Source organism: Aquimonas sp. (assembly GCF_044377145.1).
Classification (GTDB): Bacteria; Pseudomonadota; Gammaproteobacteria; order Xanthomonadales; family Xanthomonadaceae; genus Aquimonas.
In genome coordinates, this window is record NZ_JBILJQ010000080.1 from 1 (window position 1) to 21,886 (window position 21,886).

Below are 21,886 nucleotides of genomic sequence, written 5' to 3' on the forward strand. Positions count from 1 at the left end.
CCCCTCTCCCCTTGCGGAGCGAAGCGGGTCGCTTTCAAGCGCCCGGTTGGCGCTTGAGGCCCGCCGAGCCCGAGCGAAGCGAAGGTGGGGTCGGGGGAGAGGGGTGGAGAGCTTGCCGCGAGTGTTGTCCCCCTCTCCCCAACCTGCCTTCGCTTCGCTCGGGCTCCAGAGAGCGTCGGCTGCCACCGGCAGCCGACAAGCGCTCTCCTCCGCTTCCCACGAGGGGAGAGGGGCTCAAGAGCGGGGCTGCGGCGAGCCTGCTTTGCTCCCCTCTCCCCTTGTGGGAGAGGGGTCGGGGGAGAGGGGTGCCATGCTCGCCGCGAGTGCTGTCCACCTCTCCCCAACGCTGCCTTCGCTTCGCTCGGGCTCGGCGGACCTCAAGAGCCCACCGGGAGCTTGAAAACGACCCGCCTTGCTGCGCCAGGGGAGAGGGGCTTAGGAGCGGGCCTAAGGCGAGCCGCTAGCGAGCCGCTAGCGAGGCGCTAGCGAGGCGCTAGCGAGGCGCAGCCCGAGGTGGCGGCAAGCGAAAGGAGAGGCGATGCGAAGCCGATCTCCCTTCCCCTCTGCCGATTCCCCCAGCCCCAGCGGCGCACCAACGACGCGCCGCTATACTCCCCGCCCCATGAACCGTCTCTTCCGTGACCCGCTCGGTCCCTGTCTTGCCCCGCGCGGCAGCATTGTCTGCATCGGTGCTTTTGATGGCCTGCATCTCGGCCATCGCGCGCTGCTGTCCGAAGTGGTGGCGCGTGCGCATGCGGCGCGGCTGGATGCGATTGCGCTGAGCTTCGAGCCGCTGCCGCGCGAGCATTTCTCTCGCGCCATTCCGCCCGCGCGGCTGCAGCTGCCGCGGGCGCGCTTCGAGGGCCTTGCCGCGCAGGGCTGCGATAGCGTCGGCCTGCTGCGCTTCAACGCCGCGCTGGCCTCGATGGCCGCCGAGGATTTCGTGCGCGAGGTGCTGGTCAAGCGCCTGAATGCGCGCGAAGTCTGGGTCGGCCCGGACTTCCGCTTCGGCCGCGGCCGCGGGGGTGATGTCGATCTGCTCAAGCGCATGGGCGCCGAGCTCGGCTTCGTGGCGCATTCACTGGACATCGTCACCTGCGTGGATGGCGAGCGGGTGTCGAGCTCGCGGATCCGCGATGCGCTGGGAGCAGGTGCGCTGGAGCTGGCCTCCAGCCTGCTCGGTCGGCCGTATGCGATCTCCGGGCGGGTGGTGCGCGGCAAGCAGCTCGGCCGCACGCTCGGTTATCCGACCGCCAACCAGCGCTTCGGCCGCTGTCTGCCGGCGCTGTGGGGCGTGTACGCGGTGCGTGCGCACGGCATCGGTGATCAGCCGCTGGCCGGCGTCGCCAGCCTGGGCACGCGGCCGGTGGTGCAGGGTAAGGAGCCGCTGCTGGAAACCCACATGTTCGACTTCAGCGGCGACCTCTACGGCCGTCGCCTGTCGATCGAGTTCGTCGCCAAACTGCGCGACGAGCTGAATTTTCCCGACCTCGCCGCACTGATTGTGCAGATGGACCGCGATGCTGCGCGGGCCCGCGAGATTCTGAGCACTTCCCCTGCTGCCCCCGGCAGCGCCGCATCCAGCTGGAGCCCGGCGTGAGTTCTGAACCCAAAGACTACAAACACACTATCCATCTGCCGGAGACGGCGTTCGCGATGCGCGGCGACCTGCCCAAGCGCGAGCCGGAAATGCTGGCCCAGTGGGAAGCCATCGGCCGCTATCAGCAGATCCGCGCGCAGAGCCGCGGCCGCGACAAGCGATTCGTGCTGCACGACGGCCCGCCGTATGCGAACGGCTCGATCCACATCGGTCACGCGGTGAACAAGATCCTCAAGGACATGGTGGTGAAGTCGAAGCTGCTGTCGGGCTTCGATGCGCCCTACGTGCCCGGCTGGGACTGCCACGGCCTGCCGATCGAGCTGGCGGTGGAGAAGCAGATCGGCAAGGTCGGCCAGAAGGTCGATGCGCGCACCTTCCGCGCCAAGTGCCGCGAGTTCGCCGCCGAGCAGATCGATGTGCAGCGCCGCGACTTCAAGCGCCTCGGCGTGCTTGGCGATTGGGAGAACCCCTACCGCACGATGGATTTCAGCTTCGAGGCCGACATGCTGCGGGCCTTGGCGAAGATCGTCGAGAACGGGCATCTGTCGCGTGGCTCGAAGCCGGTGCACTGGTGCTTCGACTGCGGCTCGGCCCTGGCCGAGGCCGAGATCGAGTACGCCGACAAGACTTCTCCGATGATCGATGTGGCCTACGTGGCGCTTGATCAGGCCGCGATCGCCGCTGTGTTCGGTGTCGCAACCGACGGCGCACCGATCGCGATCCCGATCTGGACCACCACACCCTGGACCCTGCCGGCCAGCCTGGCGGTCAGCCTGGGCGGCGAGCTTGACTACGTGCTGGTGGATGCAAGCACCGGGACGCATGCGCCGGTCCGCGTGGTGGTGGCCGAAGCCCTGCTCGGCGAAGTCGCGAAACGCTATGGCCTGAACGATCCGGCGGTGCTGGGCCGCGCGCAGGGCGCCGCGCTGGAAGGCTCCAAGCTCCAGCATCCCTTCATCGAAACGCGCGAAATTCCGGTGCTGCTCGGCGACCATGTCACCACCGATGCCGGCACCGGCGCGGTGCACACCGCCCCCGGCCACGGCCAGGAGGATTTCGCGGTCTGCGCCAAGTACGGCATCACCGAGCGGTACAGCGCGGCCGAGATCAACCCGGTCGGCGGCAATGGCGTGTTCCTGCCGGGCACGCCGCTGGTCGAAGGCCAGTTCATCTGGAAAGCGAACGCGGTCGTCGTCGAGGCGCTGCGCGAGCGCGGCGTGCTGCTGGCGCTGGGCGAGCTGTTCCACAGCTACCCGCACTGCTGGCGGCACAAGACGCCGGTCGCCTTCCGCGCTACCCCGCAGTGGTTCATCAGCATGGACAACGCCGGCCTGCGCGCGGCCGCGCTGGCGGCGATTCCGAAGGTGCGCTGGGTGCCGGAATGGGGCCAGGAGCGCATCCACGGCATGATCGAGAATCGCCCGGACTGGTGCATCAGCCGCCAGCGCACCTGGGGCGTGCCGATTGCGCTGTTCGTGCACAAACTCAGCGGCGAGATCCACGCCGACAGCGTCGCGATCATGCGCCGCGCGGCCGATCTCGTGCAGCAGGGCGGCGTCGATGTCTGGTACGACCTCGACCCGGCCGAGCTGCTCGGCGCCGAGGCCGATCAGTACGACAAGGTCACCGACATTCTCGACGTGTGGTTCGACTCCGGCGTCACCCACGCCTGCGTGATCGGCGCGCGCGAGGAGCTCACGTCCAAGGGTGTCGACAACTACCGGGTGATGTATCTCGAAGGCTCGGACCAGCACCGCGGCTGGTTCCATTCCTCGTTGCTGACCTCGGCCGGGATGACCGGCACCGCGCCCTATCACCACGTGCTGACGCACGGCTTCGCGGTCGATGCGCAGGGCCGCAAGATGTCGAAGTCGCTGGGCAATGTAGTCGCGCCGCAGAAGGTGATGGACAGCCTCGGCGCCGACGTACTGCGCCTGTGGGTGGCCTCTACCGATTACCGCAACGAGATGACGGTGTCGGATGAGATCCTGAAGCGCACCACCGATGCCTACCGGCGTATCCGCAACACCGCGCGGTTTCTGTTGGGCAATCTCGACGGTTTCGATCCCGCGAAGGATCTGCTGCCGGATGCCGAACTGCTGCTGCTCGACCGCTGGGCGATTGCCGCCGCACATGCGGTTCAGCAGCGCGTGCTGCAGGCGTTTGACGACTACGAGTTCCTGGAGATTGTTCAGGCCGTGCAGCAGTTCTGCATCAACGAGCTCGGTGCGGTCTACCTGGATGTCACCAAGGATCGTCTCTACACCATGCCCGAGGCCAGCCGCGGCCGGCGCTCGGCGCAGACCGCGATGTTCCACATTCTCGAGGCGATGGTGCGCTGGATCGCGCCGATCCTGAGCTTCACCGCCGAGGAGATCTGGCAGGCGATGCCGGGCACGCGCGGTGAGTCGGTGCTGTTTGAAACCTGGCACACCGGTCTGGCTCCGCTGCCGGCCGATTCGGTGCTGGGCGAAGACGATTTCGACGCCCTGCTGGCGATCCGCGCGGCGCTGTCGGCCCAGCTGGAACCGATGCGCAAGCAGGGCGCGATCGGCGCCTCACTGCAGGCGCGGGCGGCGGTGCATATCGACACCGCGACGGGCCTGGGCGCCAAGCTCGCCGCGCTGCAGGCCGAGCTGCGTTTCCTGTTCATCACCTCCGAGCTGAGTCTGGTGCCGCTGGCGGGCGAACCCGCATCGACGCTGGGCGGTGCACTGGCCAAGGTCGAGGGCCAGCCGGTGTGGGTCGAGGCGGCGGCGAGCTCGGCCGCGAAGTGCGTGCGCTGCTGGCACTACCGCGACGATGTCGGCCAGCACGCCGAACATCCGGAGCTGTGCGGACGCTGTGTCGACAATGTCGACGGCGTCGGCGAACAGCGATTGTTCTTCTGATGGCGGGTTCAGCTCACACCCCGGCGCTGAAGCACAGCGCCCTGATCTGGCTGCTGCTGTCGACGGTGGTGATCGCGCTCGATCTGTGGACCAAGCAGATCGCGCTCGATCACCTGCAGTACAACCAGCCGGTGCCGGTGATCGACGGCTGGCTCAACTGGACCCTGCTGTACAACTACGGCGCGGCCTTCAGCTTTCTCGGCAATGCCGGCGGCTGGCAGAAATGGTTGTTCAGTGGGCTGGCGATCGGCATAAGCGCCCTGCTGACATGGTGGCTGGCGCGCCTGCCGCGGGCCGACTGGCGACAGGCGCTGCCGTTCGCACTGGTGATCGGCGGCGCGATCGGCAATCTGGTTGATCGCCTGCGCTTCGGCTACGTGGTCGACTTCATCGACGTCTACTACAAAACGCATCACTGGCCGGCGTTCAACATCGCCGATTCGGCGATCGTGCTCGGGGCGATCCTGATCGCTGTTTCGGGCTTCGGCGGAGGCGGCAAGCGCGTCGACAGCTGAGCGCGGTGCGGCAGCACCGGCGCAGCCCGCGGCGTGGCCGTTTCAGCCGCGGCCGCCGGCTGGCGGCTTGCGCGCTCGGGTCTTCAGCCAGTCCAGCAGTTGGTTCATCGGCATCGGTCGTGCGATCAGATAGCCTTAACTGCTGTCGCAGCCCATTGCCCCGACGAGTTCAAGCTGGGGCGCGGTTTCGACGCCTTCTGCCACCACCTTGAGATCAAGGCTGCCGGCCAGGGCGCAGATCGCGCGACAGATTTCCTGCGCGCTCAGGCGGGTGTCGATGTCTTCGATGAAGCTGCGGTCGATTTTCAGCCGGCTCAGCGGCAGCCGGTGCAGCACCGCGAGGTTCGAGTACCCGGTGCCGAAGTCATCGATCGCGACGCGCACCCCCAGCACGCGCAGCTGCTGCAGCAGGTCGCGGGTGGTGTCGAGGTCGGCGATCAGAGCGCGTTCGGTGATCTCAAGCTCGATGTGGTGGCCGCTCAGCGCATGACGGTCGATTTCGTCGGCGAAGCTGCTCAGAAATTGCGGGTCGGTCAGCTGCAGGGCCGACACATTGACCGCGATCGGTACGTTGTCCGGTAGAACGGATTTCAAACGCGCCCGCGCCTCGCAGGACAGGCGCAGCACTTCCCGGCCCAGGGGCAGGATCAGCCGGTTGGCCTCGGCGAAGGGGATGAAGTCCAGCGGCGGAATCCGGCCGCGCTCCGGGTGCTGCCAGCGCACCAGGGCTTCCAGGCAGGTCAGCTCACCGCTGCCGACCCGCACCTGCGGCTGCAGCTCGATGAACAGCTCGCGTCGGCGCAGCGCCTGGCGCAGCTCACCCTCCAGCTCTGCGTGGCGGCGCGCCCGCGATTCCAACTCGGCGCGGAAGAACTGCGCGCGGTTGCGGCCGGCCGCCTTGGCCTCGTACATCGCCATGTCGGCGCAGCGCAGCAGGGTTTCGATGTCGCTGCCGTCGCAGGGGAAGCTCGCCACACCTATGCTGGCCGAGAGGTGCAGGCTGAGGCCTTCGACCTCGAACGGCAGCGCCAGCGCGCGCAGCAGGTTGTGGCAGACCGGCGACGCGTCTTCGGCATTGTTGAGTTCGTTGAGCAAAGCGATGAACTCGTCGCCGCCCTGGCGCGACACCGTGTCGCTGTCGCGCAGCGCGCGCACGATGCGCTGTGCGGCCTGCTTCAGCAGCAGATCGCCGACGTGGTGGCCGTGGGCGTCGTTGACGTGCTTGAAGTGATCGAGATCGATGAACAGCACCGCCACGCTGCGGCCGCTGCGAACGGCCTGCGAAAGCGCCTGCTGCAGGCGGTCGATCAGCAGCAGGCGGTTTGGAAGACCGGTCAAGGCGTCGTGCTGGGCCAGATGCTGGATCCGCTGCTCGGCCGCCTTGGCCTCGCTGACATCGAGGAACATCGCCACGTAGTGGCTGGGCACACCGGCGCTGTTACGCACCGTCGAGATGGTCATGTGCTGGGTGTACAGATTGCCGTCGCGGCGCCGGTTGACCAGCTCGCCCTGCCAATGCCCGACTTCCTTCAGGCTGGCCCGCAGGCGCTCGTAGAAATCCCCGGCCTGTTGCCCGGACGAAAGCATGCGCGGGGTTTGGCCCAGCGCGTCCTTCGCGGCATAGCCGGTGATGGCTTCGAAGGCCGGGTTGACGCGCAGGATGCGGCCGTCGAGGTCGGTGATCATCACCGCCTGCTGAGCTGAATCGAGCACGGCTGCGGCCAGTCGGAACTCGTCCAGGCTGCGCATCTGTTCGGTCAGGTCTTCGAACGCGCCCTGCAGGCCGACGACGCGGCCGTCGGCATCCAGCACCGGCAGCTTGCTCACCCAGACCTGGCGCAACTCACCGGTGCTGGGTACGCGGTGGTCTTCGATGCGGGTAATCCGTCGCCGGTCCTGCATCACCCGCAGGTCGTCGGCGGCGTAGGCGACTGCCAGCTCGGGCGGATACACGTCGCCCGCGCGCAGGCCGATCGCGTTTTCCAGGCTCAGGCCCAGCAGGGCCAGCATCGCCGGATTGGCATAGGTCAGCGCGCCGCTGGCATCGATCCGGTACAGCGCCACCGGCAAGGTTTCGACCAGATCGCGGAACAGGTCCTGGCCGTCGAGGCGCAGCCCACCCTGCAGCGCTTCGTCAGCGAGAGGTTCGGCCGGTGAGCTGAATACGGTCATTGGAACCCCGAAGTGAGCGTTAGGCCCTCCAAGCAAGACTCTGGCCAGCGCGATCCGTCGCAGCAGCGGGGGCTATTTGGTGCCGAAGATCTTGTCACCGGCATCACCCAAGCCCGGCAGGATGTAGCCGTGCTGGTTCAGCCTCTGATCGATCGAGGCCGTGTAGAGCTCGACGTCCGGATGGGTGTCGGCCAGCCGCTGCAGCCCTTCCGGCGCGGCCACCAGGAACAGGCCCTTGATGCGCTTGCAGCCGGCGTCTTTCAGCAGCTCGATGGTGGCGATCAGGGTGCCGCCGGTGGCCAGCATCGGATCGACGATCAGGGCGGTGCGCTCGTCCATGTGGCTGGACAGCTTTTCGTAGTAGGTGACCGGACGCAGGCTGTCTTCATCGCGGGCGATGCCGACCACGCTGACCCGCGCCGCCGGGATCAGCTCCAGCACGCCCGGCAGCATGCCAAGGCCCGCGCGCAGGATCGGCACGATGGTGATCTTCTTGCCCTTGATGCGCTGGACGGTGACCGGGCCGGACCAGCACTCGATCACTTCGTCCTCGGTCTCGAGGTCCTTGGTCGCCTCATAGGTCAGCAGCGAGGCGATCTCGCCGGCCAGGGTGCGGAACTCGCGCGTGCTGATGTGGGCCTCGCGCAGCAGGCCGAGCTTGTGCTGGATCAGCGGGTGACGGACTTCGACAACGGACATGGGTGGCTCCCGACAGGACAGCCGCCATCGGAACCGATTCGCGCCGCGGCGGCAAGTCGCCGCTGAAGGCGTGGCAGCCGCTAGAGCTCGATCTCACCCCGAATGCAGGTGCGCGCCTGGCCGCCGATCCACAGCCGATCATCGGCATCCAGCTCGACTTCGACCCGGCCATCGTGGCCGCATTCGCGGCCCTGGCTTACGACGTAGCGCCGGCCCGGCAGGCTGTCGCGCGCCTGCAGATAGGCGCCGATGGCGCCATTGCCGCTGCCGCAGACGGGGTCTTCGGGAATGCCGTCGGCGGGCACGAAGCTGCGCACCACCAGATCGGCTTCGCCGGTTTCATCCGGGCCGTACACGCTGATGCCCACTGCGCCGGTCGCCAGGCTGAGCTGGGCCAGCGCGCTCAGGTCCGGCTGCAGTGCACGCACGGCCGCGCCATTCGCCAGCCCGGCCACGATCCAGACCGGGCCCACATTCACAGCTGCGGCGGCAGTGATCGGTGCATCCAGTGCGCGTTCGAGTGTGGCCTGGGCCTCGGCGCTGAGCGGTGCCTGTTCGGGGGCCGGCAGCCGCACGAACAGGCGTCGCGATTCGCCTTCGCCTTCGACGCGCAGCGGCAGCAGGCCGGCAGCGCACTCCTGCAGCAGGCGGCCATCGGCATCCGCCTGCGCCCAGCCGGATTCGAGCACCGCATGCGCACTGCCGATGCTGGGATGGCCGGCGAAGGGCAGCTCCTGGCGCGGGGTAAAGATGCGCAGGCGATAACTCGCCCCTGGCGCGCTCGGCGGCAGCACGAAGGTGGTTTCGGACAGGTTGGTCCAGTGGGCGATGCGCTGCATCGCCACCGCATCGAGTGCCTGCGGATCGGCAACAAAAATCACCGCCACCGGGTTGCCGCCGAACGGGCGGCAACCGAACACGTCGACCTGGATCAGCGGGCAGCGCATCAGTTCTCGAAGCCGTTCGCGAACAGCGCCTCGGCATTGGTCTCGATGCCATCCACGGTGCATACGCGCAGGCTCCAGGCAGTCAGATTGCCGCTGTCGCCAGCACCGTTGTCGGTGATGCGCAGGGTCCAGTTGCCGGTGGCAGGCCTGCCCGCAAGCGCGCTGAATGCTGCGGCAGGCCGATAGCTCAATCCGCCGGTGGCCGGACAGACCATGCCGCTGAACGGGGTGGTCGCCGCATCGTCGAAGCCGAAATTGAAGTTGTCGGCAGCGCCGCAGACCGCGCTCCAGAAACCCACGGCGGTGCCATCCGGCGCGAGCAGGCTGGCGCTGAGGTCGCCCAGGTATGTGTGCGTGCCCACCACGCTGGGCAGCGACACCGTCTGCACCAGGCCAGGCAGTGCGATCGCGACCGACGAGTTGGTCTGCATGCCAGCGTTCGGACCGATCGGCAGCGGCAGGCCGCTGGCCGCGACGGTGCTGCAGGTCTGTTCGGCGGTGCGGAAGCTGCGCGGGCCTGTACTTGGCGCATCGCCACAGAAGTTGCTGGGGGTCACCCGCCACCAGTACCGGGTATTGCCGGCCAGCGCGGTCGGCAGGCGCAGCTGGGTTTCCCCGGTATCGAGCTCGAACACCACGGTTTGGAAGTTTGCATCGGTGGCCACTTCCACGCGGTAGCGGGTGGCCGCGTTGGCGGCTGCGGTCCAGCTCAGGGTCGGCCGCAGGCCGATGCCCTCAAGCTCTGCCGAGGGCCAGCTGAGATTGCTGGTGCCGGGCAGGCTGGCGCTGTAGTCCAGCACGATGCCCAGGCCCTTCTCGATGTCGCCATCATTGGCGCGGACCTGCAGCGGATGGCTGCCCTCGGCCGGGTTGACGATGTCCAGCGACAGGGTGCTGTTGCCGGGCACGCTGACGGTGGCTGGGCTGAAGCTGCTGGTCATGCCGGCCAAGGCATCGATGCTCAGGTTGGCGTTGCCGACGTAGTCGCCGATCGCAGCCAGGCTCAGGCTGACGGTTTCGGTGGCCGGGCCGCAGGCCTGCACGCGGGTGCTGCCGGCCTGCAGGCCGAAGGTGCTGCCGCTGATGCAGTTGACGCAGGCCAGGGCGAAGTCCTGGTCCGTCGCGCCTGGGCGGTTGGGGAGCGCGTCAGAGTTCAAGGCTGCAGCGATGACCTCGATCGTGACGCCGCCGGCAGCGACCGCCGCAGGCAGCACCACCACTTCAATGTTGTTGCGGGCATCGGCGCTGCCTCCGGTGGCGCTGAAGCCGCTGGCGTCGAGCACATTGCCGAGGTAGCGGTCACCCGCCGCCTCGACCACCAGATCGAGATTGTTGTTCCAGGCCGGGGTGTTGCCGCCCAGGCCGTGGCCAGGCGCGTCAGTCCAGGTCAGCACCAGGGTCATCGGCAATGCGGGATCGACCGGCGACAGCGCCAGATCCCAGCGTTCGCCGGTGGCATCGAAGACCACGGTCGGCGGCAGGTCGCCGGTGTTGGCGCCGACTTCGAACTGGTCGAAATACAGCGCCGGCGCGGCTGGGGCCAGCAGCCAGTCGGTGCGCAGCCGGCCCCAGCCCTGCTTGCTGTCCGGGCGCTGGCCGAGCACGCCGTTGTCGGCATCGCGGAAGCCCACCAGGCTCTGGGTGGCGGCGACCAGGGCCGCCTTGCTCAGCGCTGCGCTCGGCGTGCGGCTGCCGTAGGCGTTGCGGAACCGCTCGATGAACACGGCCACCGCGCCGGAGACCTGTGGGCTGGCCATGCTGGTGCCGCAGAGCAGGCTGTAACCGCTGGCGCTGGCGGCCGAGTCAACTCGACAGCCGGGCGCCACCAGGTGCGGAATGCGGCGGCCGTCCAGCGCCGGACCATGTCCGCTGTTGCTGGAGAGGTCATTGAAGTTGGCATCGACCGCGCCGCTGGCGAGCTGCGCCTTGGTGGAGCCGACCGTGATCACGTTCTTGGCTTCGTCCGGCGAGCCCTGGCTGCTGGTGCCGCCGTTGCCGTTCATGATCGACAGCACATAGGTGAGCGCCTGGTCGCCGGCCATAGCCGGATTCACATCGCGGCTGCCGACATCGACCTGGCGGGTGTCGGCGTCATAGCCGCGCGGCGAGCCCGCCGGGCCCCAGCTGTTGCCGGACAGCTGGGCACCGTTGTCGTAGGACTGCCGCATCAGCTTCAGCATGCCGCCGGCCTGTCTAAAGTGCGGCTCGTAGACTTGTTCAACCAGATGCGCGCCGGGCGCGATGCCCAGGCCACGCAGAAAGCCGTTGTCATCGAGCACGCCGGAGGCACCGTCGCCGGCCATGATTGCGGCGGTGTGGGTGCCGTGGGCATCGGTGGCCGCACCGCCGCAGGTGTCGCCCGTGCAGGGCAGCATGCGGCCGACCAGATCCGGGTGGGTATCGAAGATGCCGCCATCGACATTGGCGATGGTGACGCCAGCACCGGAGACACCGCGCGCGCTCAGCCAGGCGCGATAACCGGGCACCGGCAGGCCGCTACTGCCCAGATTGTTGGCGCTGATCTGCTGCTGCAGCTCGCCGCGCAGGCCGCCATCGCGCGGCACCGGCTGGATCGCGTACACGCCGGGGATCCGGCTCAGACGCTCGATGCTGGCGGCATCGGCCACCCGCACGCGGGCGATTTCGAACTGCGCATCGCTGTCGGCACGTTCCATCAGCTGGGCGCCACTGGCCAGAAGTTGGCCGAGGTCGACGCGGGCACCGCGGTAGAGCATCAGCTGCCACTCCAGCTCGCCGCGCTGGATGCCAGCGGCCGCCGTCGCGGTCTTGTACTCGGGCAGGAAATCGCCTGCAAAGCGCAGGTTCGACTGTGCCCGCGCCGCCCCCTGCAGGGCGGGGGCAGTGGCCCAGACCACGTAGGCGAAGGGCTCGATGTACTGCAGCGGCTGGATGCCTGCCGCCTTGAGTTGATCCAGCCACTCCGGCCGCGCGGGCGCATCGAACTGGACCAGACGCAGCGCAGGGCCGCTGCCGTAGACCGAGGCGTTGGCGCGCATCTCGCTGGCCGGATCGAAGCGACGGCCGGCGAGTTCAAGCGCATTCACACCGGTGTCGGCGAGCGAGTTCGATACAGGCCGCATCCACAGCACCGCGCCGTAGTCCTCGACCACTTCCAGCCCGCGTTGACGCGCGGCATCGAGCTGGTCGCGGTGGATCAGGCTGGCATCGGCGGCGGCCGGCAGCAGGGCGGCGAGCAAGGCGCACAGCAGCGCCGGACGTGAGATCGACATGCGGAAAACCTGTACAGGTTGGTGCGCTCCCCCCGGAGCATGACCCTCGATTGGGCCGCAATTCGGGCGCCCCGTCAATTCGACCGCGGCGGCAGTACGCATGCTGTCGCGCCATATCTGATCGTGCCGTGTGGCGTTGGCGTGAGCGGCTTGTCATGCTGCGCCGCCGCCGCGCCCCGTGGCGGCTGTGATGGGCTGCTATCCGCCACATCGCGCTCAACTGACCGACTGGAGATGCACGTGTCCGCTTCCGCTTTCGACCCCGCCCGCCACCCGACGCCCGCCCCGACCACAGCCTGGTCGGTGCTGAAATTCGGCGGTACCAGCGTGTCGAAACGCAGTCGCTGGGACACCATCGGTGCGCTCGCCAGTGCGCGCCATGGCGAGGGCGGCCCGGTGCTGGTGGTGGTGTCGGCGGTGTCGGGCATCACCAATGCGCTGCAGGCGCTGATCGATGCCGCCGGTGACGCGTCCGCCCAGCAGGCGGGAGGCGAGGCGATTGTTCAACGGCATCGCGTGTTCGCCGCCGAACTCGACCTCGATGCGGATGCCGTGCTGGGTGTGCGCTTCGCCGAACTGCAGCAACTGCTGAACGACCCGCGCGCGGCCAGTGCAGCGATCCCCTGGCAGGCCGAGCTGCTGGCGCTGGGCGAACTGATGTCGAGCGCGCTGGGTGCGGCCTATCTGCAGTCGCAGGGCGTGCCCTTGCAGTGGGTGGATGCACGCGAGCATCTGCGAGCGATCGAGCTGCCGCATCAGAGCGAGTGGGCGCGGCATCTGGCGGTCAACTGCCACACCGACGGCGACGCAGGCTTTGCCCAGCGCTTCGAGTGTCAGGGCCGGCTGCTGATCACCCAGGGCTTCATCGCCCGCGATGCGCAGGGCCGCACGGCCATTCTGGGCCGCGGCGGCTCGGACACCTCGGCGGCGTATTTCGGCGCGCTGCTGAAAGCGGCGCGGGTGGAGATCTGGACCGATGTGCCGGGCATGTTCAGCGCCAATCCGCGCCAGGTGCCACAGGCGCGCCTGCTCTCGCGGCTGGACTATGAAGAGGCGCAGGAGATCGCCACCACCGGTGCCAAGGTGCTGCATCCGCGCTGCATCGGCCCCTGCCGCGAGCGCCGCGTGCCGCTGTGGGTGCGCGACACCGAGCGGCCGGAGTTCCCCGGCACCCTGATCGGTGCGGTCGCCGCCGACGCACCGCCGGGGGTCAAAGCGATCTCCTCGCGCAAGGGCATCGTGCTGGTGTCGATGGAGTCGATCGGCATGTGGCAGCAGGTCGGTTTTCTGGCCGATGTGTTCGAGCGTTTCCGCGCGCACGGGCTGTCGGTCGATCTGATTGGCTCGGCCGAATCCAACGTCACCGTGTCGCTGGACCCGTCCGAGAACCTGGTCAACTCCAATGTGCTGGACGCGCTGTGCGCCGACCTCGAACCGTTCTGCCGGGTCAAGGTGATCGCGCCCTGCGCGGCGATCACCCTGGTCGGCCGCGGCATGCGCTCGCTGCTGCACAAACTCTCGGACGTGCTGGCCGAATTCGGCCGCGAGCGCGTGCACCTGATCTCGCAGAGCTCGAACGATCTGAACCTGACCTTCGTGGTCGACGAGGCCGTGGCCGAAGGCCTGCTGCCCAAGCTGCACGCGATGCTGATCGCCAGCACCGCGATGCCGGTCGATGAGACCGCCGTATTCGGCCCCAGCTGGATCGAGCTCAACGGTGGCGCTGCGCGACGCACGCCGCCGTGGTGGCGGGCTCGCGCGGCCGAATTGGTTCAGACCGCCGGCGAATCGCCGTGCTACGTCTACCACCTGCCGACCGTGCGCCAGCGCGCGCGCGATCTGGCCGCGATCGCCTGCGTCGATCGGCGCTACTACGCGATCAAGGCCAACCCGCACCCGGCGATCCTGCGCCTGCTGGCCGCCGAGGGCTTCGGGCTCGAATGCGTTTCGGCCGGTGAACTCGATCATGTGTTCGCCGCGGTGCCGGGGCTGGAACCGGCGCGGGTGCTGTTCACGCCCAGCTTCGCGGCGCAGGCCGAGTACGCCCGCGCGCGCGAACTCGGTGTGCGCATCACCCTGGACAGCCCGTATCCGCTGCGACAGTGGCCGGTGCTGTTCAGCGGCCTCGATCTGGTGCTGCGGATCGATCCGGGCTTCGGCAGCGGTCATCACGAGAAGGTGCGCACCGGCGGCAAGAGCGCCAAGTTCGGCCTGCCCGCCAGCGCGGTGGCCGACTTCATGTTGGCCGCCAAGGAGGCCGGCGCGCGCGTCACCGGCTTGCATGCACACATCGGCAGCGGCGTGTTCGAGCCCAGCCACTGGCGCACCGTGTATGCGCATCTGGCCTCGATTGCTGAGCAGCTCGGCAGCATCGAGAGCATCGATGTCGGCGGCGGCCTCGGCGCGCCCTACGAGCCCGACGCGCCGGACTTCGATCTGGCCGGCTATGCCGCGGCGCTCGCCGAGCTCAAGGCCGCGTATCCGCAGTACGCGCTGTGGATCGAGCCCGGCCGCTATCTGGTGGCTGAGGCCGGCGTGCTGCTGGCGCGGGTGACCCAGGTGGTCGAGAAATCCGGCGTGCGCCGGGTCGGGCTTGCGGCCGGCATGAATGCGCTGTTGCGGCCGGCGCTTTACGGCGCCTTCCACGAGATCGTCAACCTGTCGCGGCTCGATGCGCCGCCGGGTGCGCCGGCCGATGTGGTTGGCCCGATCTGCGAGTCCGGTGACGTGCTGGGCCGGCGTCGCCGGCTGCCGGATGCAACCGCAGAAGGCGATGTCGCCCTGATCGCCACCACCGGTGCCTATGGCGCGGTGATGGCCAACACCTACAATCTGCGGCCCCTGCCGAGCGAGGAGCTGTTGGATGACTGAGTGGATTTTCGATCGCGATGCGATCCGGAGCTTCCGCTTCGTCGCCAGCCGCCTGGATACGCAGACCGGCGAGGTCGCGCTGGAATACCGCTTCGACGATGGCCCGGTGCTGATCGAGCGCCTGCGCATCCCCGGGGCACCGTTCGTGCTGGATGGCGCACGCGCAGTGGCGGTGGGGCGTGCGTTGGATCTCCTGCACTGGATCGCTGGCGTCAGCTATTACAAGGCCGCGGTGCCGGCGGAGATCGTGTTCGAGTCGAGCCAGCCGGGCCTGGCTGCGCGTGGCCTGCTTGGCGAGGTGTATCGACTCGGCTTGGGCGAGTTCGCCTACCGCAACCGGATCGATCTTGCTGTGCGGCTGAACTTTCCGGTGCCCGGGCCGTCGCCGGTGGCTGCACCTGTGCTCGGCCTGCGCCGGCAGGCGCTGGTGGCGATCGGCGGCGGCAAGGATTCACTGGTTTCGATCGAGTCCTTGCGCGCGCTGGGCGTCGACCAGCAGTTGGCCTGGATCGGCAGCTCGCAGCTGATCGCCGCCTGCGCGGAGCGCACCGGCCTGCCGGGCCTCAAGATCGAGCGCGCGATCGCGCCCGAGCTGTTCGAGTTCAATCGCCAGGGCGCCTACAACGGGCATATCCCGGTGACCGCGATCAACTCTGCCGTGCTGGCGCTTGTCGCGCTGCTGCGCGACTGCGACCAGGTGGTGTTCTCGAACGAGCGTTCGGCCAGCTACGGCAGCACCATCGAGGGCAGCGGCGAGGTCAATCACCAGTGGAGCAAGGGCTGGCAGTTCGAGCACGATTTCGCCGCCCTGCTGCGTGCGGAAGTGGCGGCAGACCTCAACTACTACTCGCTGCTGCGGCCGTGGTCCGAGCTTGCGATCGCGCGCCAGTTCGCGCGTATCGACGGCTACGACCGCCACTTCAGCAGCTGCAACCGCAATTTCCATCTGCTCGGCGAGCGCCCGGCCGAGCGTTGGTGCGGGGTGTGCCCGAAGTGCCACTTCGTGTTTCTGGCCTTGGCGCCGTTCATGCCGAAACCTCGCCTGGTGTCGATCTTCGGCCGCAACCTGCTGGATGAGCCGCAGCTTGCCGCCGGCTTCGATGCGCTGATCGAGTACCGCGACCACAAGCCGTTCGAATGCGTCGGCGAGGCGATCGAATCGCGCGCGGCATTCGCGCATCTGGCGAACAGTCCGGCCTGGCGTGAAGACGCCCTGGTCGCACGCTTTCGCGACGAGATCCTGCCGCAGCTGGATGCGTCTGGCCTCACGCTGGAGGACCAGCTGCAGCCGGCCGGTGCGCACGGCATTCCGTTCGAGCTGGCCGGGAAGCTGCGTGCGCATTTCAGCGCTTGAAGGTGCGCGCGTCGCGGTCTGGGGCTATGGCCGCGAGGGCGCGGCGGCGCTGCATGCGCTGCGCCGCGCGCTGCCCGCACAGCGTTTCAGCCTGATCTGCAGCCCGGATGAGGCGAGCGCTGCGCGCAGCGCCTTCGGTGACGCGATCGATATCGAAACGGCCGCGCCGGAAGTGCAGACGTTGACGCGTTTCGATTGGGTGGTGAAATCACCCGGCATCAGCCCGTATCGCAGCCCGGCGCCTGAAGCCCTGGCTGCCGGCCTGCGCTTCACTTCGGGCACGGCGCTGTGGTTCGCCGAGCGCCAGGCGCGTGACCCGCAGGTGTCTGTGGTCTGCATCACCGGCAGCAAAGGCAAGAGCACCACCACGGCGCTGATCGCGCATCTGCTGCGCGCCGACGGCCGCCGCGTGGCCCTGGCCGGCAATATCGGCCTGCCGCTGCTTGAGCTGCTTGAGCAACCGGCGCCTGAGTTCTACGTGATCGAGCTGTCCAGCTACCAGACCGCCGATGCGCTGCGGCCTGCGGTGGCGGTGCTGTTGAACCTGTATCCCGAACACCTCGATTGGCATGGCACGGAACAGCGCTATTACGACGACAAATGCGCCCTGGTCGAGCGCGTCGAGCCCGGTCTCGCGGTGCTGAATGCGCAGGATGCGCGGCTGGCGCAGCGGTTCGCCGGCCGACCTTCAACGCGCTGGTTCGGGACAGTTGAGGGCTGGCATGTGAGCGGCGAGGGCGCGGAGCGCTGGATCTGCCGCGGCGAGCTGCGCGTGCTGTCGGCCGCGGCTTTGCCGCTGCCCGGCGCCCACAACGCTGGCAACCTGTGTGCAGCGCTGACTGCGATCGACGCGCTGGGCATCGATGCCGTCGCGCTGGCCGCTCATGCGCAAAACTTCCGCGCCTTGCCGCATCGCCTGCAGCCGCTGGGTGAACGCGCGGGGCGGCTCTACGTCAACGACAGCATCAGCACCACGCCGCATGCCAGCCTGGCTGCGCTCGCGCACTATCGCGAGCGACGCGTGGCGATTCTGCTTGGCGGTTTCGAGCGCGGGCTGGACTGGTCGGAGTTCGTCGCCGCGATGCGCGATCACGCACCTGCCGTCATCGTTTGCCTGGGCGCCAACGGTCCGCGCATCGCCACAGCGCTGCGCGGCTTGGGCGAAGCTGGCTTCGAGCTGATCGAGGCGAACGACCTGCCCAGCGCCGTGAGCGCGGCCGAGCTTGCGCTGGATGCCACAGCCGACACCGCTGCCAGCGCGAACGTGGACCGCGGCGTGGTGCTGCTGTCGCCCGGTGCGCCCAGCTTTGGCGAGTTCCGCGACTACGCCGAGCGCGGACGCAGATTCGCCGAGCTGGCAGGATTCGACGCCGAGCGGATCGGCAGCATCCCGGGGCTCGGCATCAACTCGCCCTGAGCGAACGGCCGTCGCGGTTTCGAGCCTCGACGATCGCGCTCGCGACACCTGCATTCAGCGCGCGCCGACGAGTCGAATCAGATCCAGCGGCTCACCGTCGAGAATCCCGCGGCTGAGGCGGCTCTCGATCTGGTCGAGCAAGGCTCCACGATGCGCGATCCAATCCCGAATCCCGAATCAACCAACGCTCAGCGCGCCGTCCAACCACCGTCCAAGGTGATTTCGCTGCCGGTGATGTTGTCCGCCGCCCGGCTGCACAGGAACACCACTGCGCCGCCGATGTCCTCCGGCCGGGTGAAGCGAAGGCTCGGCTGCTTTTCGGCCAGCAGGGCGCGTTCGGCGGCGGCGTTGTCGAGGCCATCGCGTGCTGCGCGGGCATCGATCTGCTTCTGCACCAGCGGGGTCAGCACCCAACCCGGACAGATCGCATTGCAGGTGATGTTGGCCTCGGCGTTTTCCAGTGCCGCGACCTTGGTCAGCCCGATCACGCCGTGCTTGGCGGCAACATAGGCCGACTTGTCGACCGAGCCCACCTGCCCGTGCACCGAGGCGATATTGATGATCCGGCCGAAGCCGCGCGCCTGCATGCCGGGCAGGGCGCAGCGCAGGGCATGGAAGGCGGCAGACAGATTGATGGCGAGGATCGCGTCCCAGCGCTCGGCCGGAAAATCCTCGATCCGCGCGGTGTGCTGGATGCCGGCATTGTTCACCAGAATGTCGACTCCGCCGAAGCGTGCTTCGGTGGCCCGGACCAGGTCTTCAACGCCGGCCGCGCTGGCAAGGTCAGCCCCGTGGAAGTCGACCTCAACGCCGTGTGCGGCAAGCTTGGCGCGCGCCGCCTCGATCTGCTCCGGCGTGCCGAGGCCGTTCAGCATGATTCGACAGCCCTCGGCGGCGAGGGCTTCGGCGACGGCCAGGCCGATGCCGCTGGTTGAACCGGTGACAAGAGCGGTGCGTGGCTGCTGCATTGCGCTGTCCTCGACAGTAGGAGATAGCGCGCAAGTGTGTCAGCCGACCGCCGAAGCGGCCATCGGGCTTTGGGGCACTTGTGTCAACTGAGCCCGGATGCGTGCTCGACACACTGTCGAGTCCAATGTCCGCAGCCGCCGCGACAAGGCGGCGCAGACATTGGTCTTTGCAAGTCCCATTCTTGCTGGCACCCTTCGCAGGTCTCGCCGCGCCAAGTTCAGCCGCCGAGGTCGCTGCTTTCCATACCTGCCTTCTCCTTCCGAGGTTCAATCCATGTCGACTATCGTTCCGCGCGCTCCCTGGCTGGTGGCGTGCGCCTTGCTGTTTCCCATGCTCGCTGCCGGCGAGACGCCGGCGGTCAGCGCAGCGGCCGCGCCGCCGGCGATCGAGCACTTTGTCGAGCGCGACGCGTTCTTCGACATCAAGATTTCCCCGGACGGCAAGCATCTTGCGGCCAACATGCCGGTCGAGCGTGGCAGTGCCTTATTCATGCTCGACACCGAAACGCTCCAGAAGAAGGGCCACTTCTATGCAGGCACGGAACTCGAAGTCGCGGATTTCTGGTGGGCCAGCAACGAGCGTCTGCTGATCTCGGCCGCGCAGCGCTTGCAGGGCGAGATCGCGCCGATTCCGACCGGCGAGCTGTTCGCGGTGAATGTCGATGGAAAGCAGTCCACGCCCCTCGTGGGCTACCGCGCCAGCGACGGCCGCGTGGGAAGCCTGATCAGGATTCGTGACAACGAGAGCGTCTGGGCGTCCCCCATCGATCTGCTTCCGGGCGAGGATCGGCAAGCTTTGGTGCAGATCGAGCCGTGGGCGACCCGATCAAGCAGCTTCGCCAGCATCGAGCGGCTGGATACGCGCAATGGGCGGAGATCGAAGCTGACGACCTCTCCCGTCACCCGTGCGGATTTCCTCACCGATGCGCTCGGCAACCTGCGATTTGCCCAAGGCGTCACCACCGAGAATTCGGTCGAGCTGTACCACCGTCCGGCGGAGGGCGGTGAGTGGAGTCTTGTGAACGCACAGGACACGAGCGGTCAGCGGGCCCATGCTTTGGGCTTCAGCACAGACGGAAACAGCGCCTACCTGCAGGTCTCGCGCTCCGAAGGGCCGGATGCGATCGAGCGCATGGACATCGCCAGCGGCGAGCGCACCGAGATCTATCGTCATCAGCGCAGGGATCCAGCCGGTCCCATCAGAACGCTGGATCGCAGGGCTGTGATCGGTGTCTACGTCCGCGAACCACAGCTGACGATGCACTTTTTCGAGCCCGATCATCCCGACGCCCGCCCCTACAGAAGCCTGGCAGCCGCTTTCCAGGGCTACAACGTGGCGGTGACTTCAGCGACCTCCGATGGCAGCAAGGCGATCGTGTTCGTCTTCAGTGATCGCAATCCCGGCGAGTACTTTCTGTACGACATCGAAACCAAGCATGTCCGCCACCTCGGCAGCCGTGGGCGCGCACTCGAGCCCGAGCAGATGGGCAGCACCCGTGCCGTGCAGATCGAAGCGCGCGACGGGCTGCAGCTGGACGCCCTGTTGACCCTGCCCGTCGGCGTTGGCGAGAAGAATCTGCCGCTCGTCGTCCACCCCCACGGCGGACCGTTCGATATCCAGGACACCTGGGGTTTCGATCCAACGGTGCAGGCGATGGCGACTCGAGGCTATGCCGTGCTGCAGGTCAATTTCCGCGGCTCGGGCGGTTTCGGCAGCGCGTTCGTGCGTGCCGGCTATAGACAGTGGGGGCAGGCGATGCAGGATGACCTGACCGATGCAACCCGCTGGGCGATCGAACGGGGCATCGCTACGGCCGGCCGGATCTGTATCTACGGCGCGAGCTATGGCGGCTATGCCAGCCTGATGGGTGCGGCGAAGGAGCCCGACCTGTATGCCTGCGCGGCAGGCGATGTCGGTGTGTACGACCTTGAACTCATGCACCGGCGCGGCGATGTCCAGCAGGTCAAGTGGGGCCGCAACTATCTTCGTGAAGCGCTGGGTGAGGAGGGGTTGCGCGAGCACTCTCCGGTGCATCTGGCGAGTCGCATCAAGGCGCCGGTCTTCCTCGCTGCAGGCGAGAACGACCGCCGTGCACCGATCCAGCACACCGAGCTGATGGAAGCCGCGCTGAAGACTGCAGGCGTGCCGGTTGAATCGCTGTACTTCCGCGGCGAGGGCCACGGCTATTACTCGGTGGACAACAAGCTCAAGTTCCACAACGCGTTGCTGACCTTCCTCGATCGACACATCGGCAGCGGCTGGCGACCGCAGACGCCTGCGGCTGCTGCGCCTGCGTCGCCCTGAGGCCCGACTACATCACTGCCAACTCGCGGCCCGGCGTGCCCTGCGCACGCCGGGCCGCTACACTTCCGGCCCTCGCGCGGGCCGCCGTCGACGCTGTGACCAGGCGCAGGTGGCCACAGGCGCCGCACATTGGCATTCGGGAGCAGGCATGAGCATCAAGTCGGACGCATGGATTCGCCGCAGGGCGGCGCAGGGCATGATCGAGCCCTTCGAGCCCGGACAGGTCAAGCAGAACGCCGAGGGCGAACGCATCGTCAGCTACGGCACCTCAAGCTATGGCTACGACGTGCGCTGCGCGCGCGAGTTCAAGATCTTCACCAATATCAACAGCACCATCGTCGACCCCAAGCGCTTCGACCCGAGCAGCTTCGTCGACGTGGTCGGCGACACCTGCATCATCCCGCCCAATTCATTCGCGCTGGCGCGCACGGTGGAGTTCTTCCGCATCCCGCGCGACGTGCTGGTGGTGTGCCTGGGCAAGAGCACCTACGCTCGCTGCGGGATCATCGTCAACGTGACCCCGCTTGAGCCCGAGTGGGAAGGCCACGTCACCCTGGAATTCAGCAACACCACACCGCTGCCCGCGCGCATCTACGCCGGCGAGGGCGTGGCGCAGATGCTGTTTTTCCAGTCGGATGAAGTCTGCGAAACCAGCTACAAGGACCGCGGCGGCAAATACCAGGGGCAGACCGGCGTAACGCTGCCGCGGACCTGAGCCGCGCGGGGACACGAAGTCCCCGTTCTCGGAAGCCATCGTCTTGCCTTCCAGCCGCGCCACACGGTTCCATTATTGACCCGGCGGCATTTATCCATCAAGCCGCGTACTTGACCTTTGGGTCCTGAAAGTAGGCCCGCACGACCTCCGGCCGCTGTTCGAGTTCTTTCATGTGGTTCTC

At 67.8% G+C, this 21,886-nt stretch carries 13 protein-coding genes; 8 read left to right on the forward strand and 5 right to left on the reverse strand.

The features are described from left to right. The first annotated feature begins 622 nt into the window (after positions 1–622). The 3 genes from ACIQ7H_RS18675 to lspA are packed head-to-tail and all read left to right on the forward strand — an operon-like array spanning position 623 to position 5,006. Positions 623–1,600, forward strand: a complete 978-nt coding sequence (locus tag ACIQ7H_RS18675) for a bifunctional riboflavin kinase/FAD synthetase (RefSeq protein WP_395794339.1) — start codon at positions 623–625, stop codon at positions 1,598–1,600. A gap of 56 nt (positions 1,601–1,656) precedes the next feature. Beyond that, positions 1,657–4,491, forward strand: coding sequence for an isoleucine--tRNA ligase (gene ileS, locus ACIQ7H_RS18680; protein WP_395794365.1), 2,835 nt, complete (start codon positions 1,657–1,659; stop codon positions 4,489–4,491). Continuing rightward, positions 4,491–5,006 (forward strand): signal peptidase II, encoded by a 516-nt coding sequence (gene lspA / locus ACIQ7H_RS18685; protein WP_395794341.1) that lies wholly within the window; start codon positions 4,491–4,493, stop codon positions 5,004–5,006. The genes ileS and lspA overlap by 1 nt, the downstream gene beginning before the upstream one ends. Positions 5,007–5,141: 135 nt before the next feature. Here the strand turns inward: lspA and ACIQ7H_RS18690 are convergent, their stop codons facing one another. The 4 genes from ACIQ7H_RS18690 to ACIQ7H_RS18705 form a co-directional block, all read right to left on the reverse strand. Further along, a complete protein-coding gene (locus tag ACIQ7H_RS18690) occupies positions 5,142–7,178 on the reverse strand; it encodes a putative bifunctional diguanylate cyclase/phosphodiesterase (RefSeq protein WP_395794343.1) in 2,037 nt (678 codons plus the stop codon). A 72-nt stretch (positions 7,179–7,250) separates the two neighbouring features. After that, positions 7,251–7,877, reverse strand: a complete 627-nt coding sequence (gene upp / locus ACIQ7H_RS18695; RefSeq protein ID WP_395794345.1) for a uracil phosphoribosyltransferase — start codon at positions 7,875–7,877, stop codon at positions 7,251–7,253. Positions 7,878–7,957: 80 nt separating this feature from the next. Further along, a complete protein-coding gene (locus tag ACIQ7H_RS18700; RefSeq protein WP_395794347.1) occupies positions 7,958–8,824 on the reverse strand; it encodes a PhzF family phenazine biosynthesis protein in 867 nt (288 codons plus the stop codon). After that, positions 8,824–12,075 (reverse strand): S8 family serine peptidase, encoded by a 3,252-nt coding sequence (locus ACIQ7H_RS18705; protein ID WP_395794350.1) that lies wholly within the window; start codon positions 12,073–12,075, stop codon positions 8,824–8,826. The genes ACIQ7H_RS18700 and ACIQ7H_RS18705 overlap by 1 nt, the downstream gene beginning before the upstream one ends. 240 nt (positions 12,076–12,315) lie before the next feature. Between ACIQ7H_RS18705 and ACIQ7H_RS18710 the strand changes: the two genes are divergently transcribed. The 3 genes from ACIQ7H_RS18710 to murD are packed head-to-tail and all read left to right on the forward strand — an operon-like array spanning position 12,316 to position 17,717. Then, positions 12,316–14,946 (forward strand): bifunctional aspartate kinase/diaminopimelate decarboxylase, encoded by a 2,631-nt coding sequence (locus tag ACIQ7H_RS18710; protein WP_395794352.1) that lies wholly within the window; start codon positions 12,316–12,318, stop codon positions 14,944–14,946. Continuing rightward, positions 14,939–16,300: a UDP-N-acetyl-alpha-D-muramoyl-L-alanyl-L-glutamate epimerase gene (gene murL / locus ACIQ7H_RS18715; protein WP_395794354.1), complete on the forward strand. Its 1,362-nt coding sequence runs from the start codon at positions 14,939–14,941 to the stop codon at positions 16,298–16,300. Before ACIQ7H_RS18710 ends, murL begins: the two co-directional genes overlap by 8 nt. Next, positions 16,281–17,717, forward strand: coding sequence for a UDP-N-acetylmuramoyl-L-alanine--D-glutamate ligase (gene murD, locus ACIQ7H_RS18720; protein WP_395794356.1), 1,437 nt, complete (start codon positions 16,281–16,283; stop codon positions 17,715–17,717). Before murL ends, murD begins: the two co-directional genes overlap by 20 nt. Positions 17,718–17,905: 188 nt before the next feature. Here murD and ACIQ7H_RS18725 read toward each other — a convergent pair whose 3' ends face one another. Beyond that, on the reverse strand, positions 17,906–18,685 hold the full coding sequence (locus ACIQ7H_RS18725; RefSeq protein WP_395794358.1) for a 3-hydroxybutyrate dehydrogenase: 780 nt from the start codon (positions 18,683–18,685) through the stop codon (positions 17,906–17,908). Positions 18,686–18,959: 274 nt separating this feature from the next. Between ACIQ7H_RS18725 and ACIQ7H_RS18730 the strand changes: the two genes are divergently transcribed. Both ACIQ7H_RS18730 and dcd read left to right on the forward strand, forming a co-directional pair. Next, positions 18,960–20,990: an alpha/beta hydrolase family protein gene (locus ACIQ7H_RS18730; protein ID WP_395794360.1), complete on the forward strand. Its 2,031-nt coding sequence runs from the start codon at positions 18,960–18,962 to the stop codon at positions 20,988–20,990. Positions 20,991–21,138: 148 nt separating this feature from the next. After that, positions 21,139–21,705 (forward strand): dCTP deaminase, encoded by a 567-nt coding sequence (dcd, locus tag ACIQ7H_RS18735; protein WP_395794362.1) that lies wholly within the window; start codon positions 21,139–21,141, stop codon positions 21,703–21,705. The last annotated feature ends 181 nt before the right edge of the window (positions 21,706–21,886 follow it).

Coding starts and splice junctions, on each gene's coding strand:
- ACIQ7H_RS18675 (WP_395794339.1), top strand. CDS start 623: ATGAACCGTCTCTTCCGTGACCCGCTCGGTCCCTGTCTTGCCCCGCGC.
- ileS (WP_395794365.1), top strand. CDS start 1,657: ATGCGCGGCGACCTGCCCAAGCGCGAGCCGGAAATGCTGGCCCAGTGG.
- lspA (WP_395794341.1), top strand. CDS start 4,491: ATGGCGGGTTCAGCTCACACCCCGGCGCTGAAGCACAGCGCCCTGATC.
- ACIQ7H_RS18690 (WP_395794343.1), bottom strand. CDS start 7,178: ATGACCGTATTCAGCTCACCGGCCGAACCTCTCGCTGACGAAGCGCTG.
- upp (WP_395794345.1), bottom strand. CDS start 7,877: ATGTCCGTTGTCGAAGTCCGTCACCCGCTGATCCAGCACAAGCTCGGC.
- ACIQ7H_RS18700 (WP_395794347.1), bottom strand. CDS start 8,824: ATGCGCTGCCCGCTGATCCAGGTCGACGTGTTCGGTTGCCGCCCGTTC.
- ACIQ7H_RS18705 (WP_395794350.1), bottom strand. CDS start 12,075: ATGTCGATCTCACGTCCGGCGCTGCTGTGCGCCTTGCTCGCCGCCCTG.
- murL (WP_395794354.1), top strand. CDS start 14,939: ATGACTGAGTGGATTTTCGATCGCGATGCGATCCGGAGCTTCCGCTTC.
- ACIQ7H_RS18725 (WP_395794358.1), bottom strand. CDS start 18,685: ATGCAGCAGCCACGCACCGCTCTTGTCACCGGTTCAACCAGCGGCATC.
- ACIQ7H_RS18730 (WP_395794360.1), top strand. CDS start 18,960: ATGTCGACTATCGTTCCGCGCGCTCCCTGGCTGGTGGCGTGCGCCTTG.
- dcd (WP_395794362.1), top strand. CDS start 21,139: ATGAGCATCAAGTCGGACGCATGGATTCGCCGCAGGGCGGCGCAGGGC.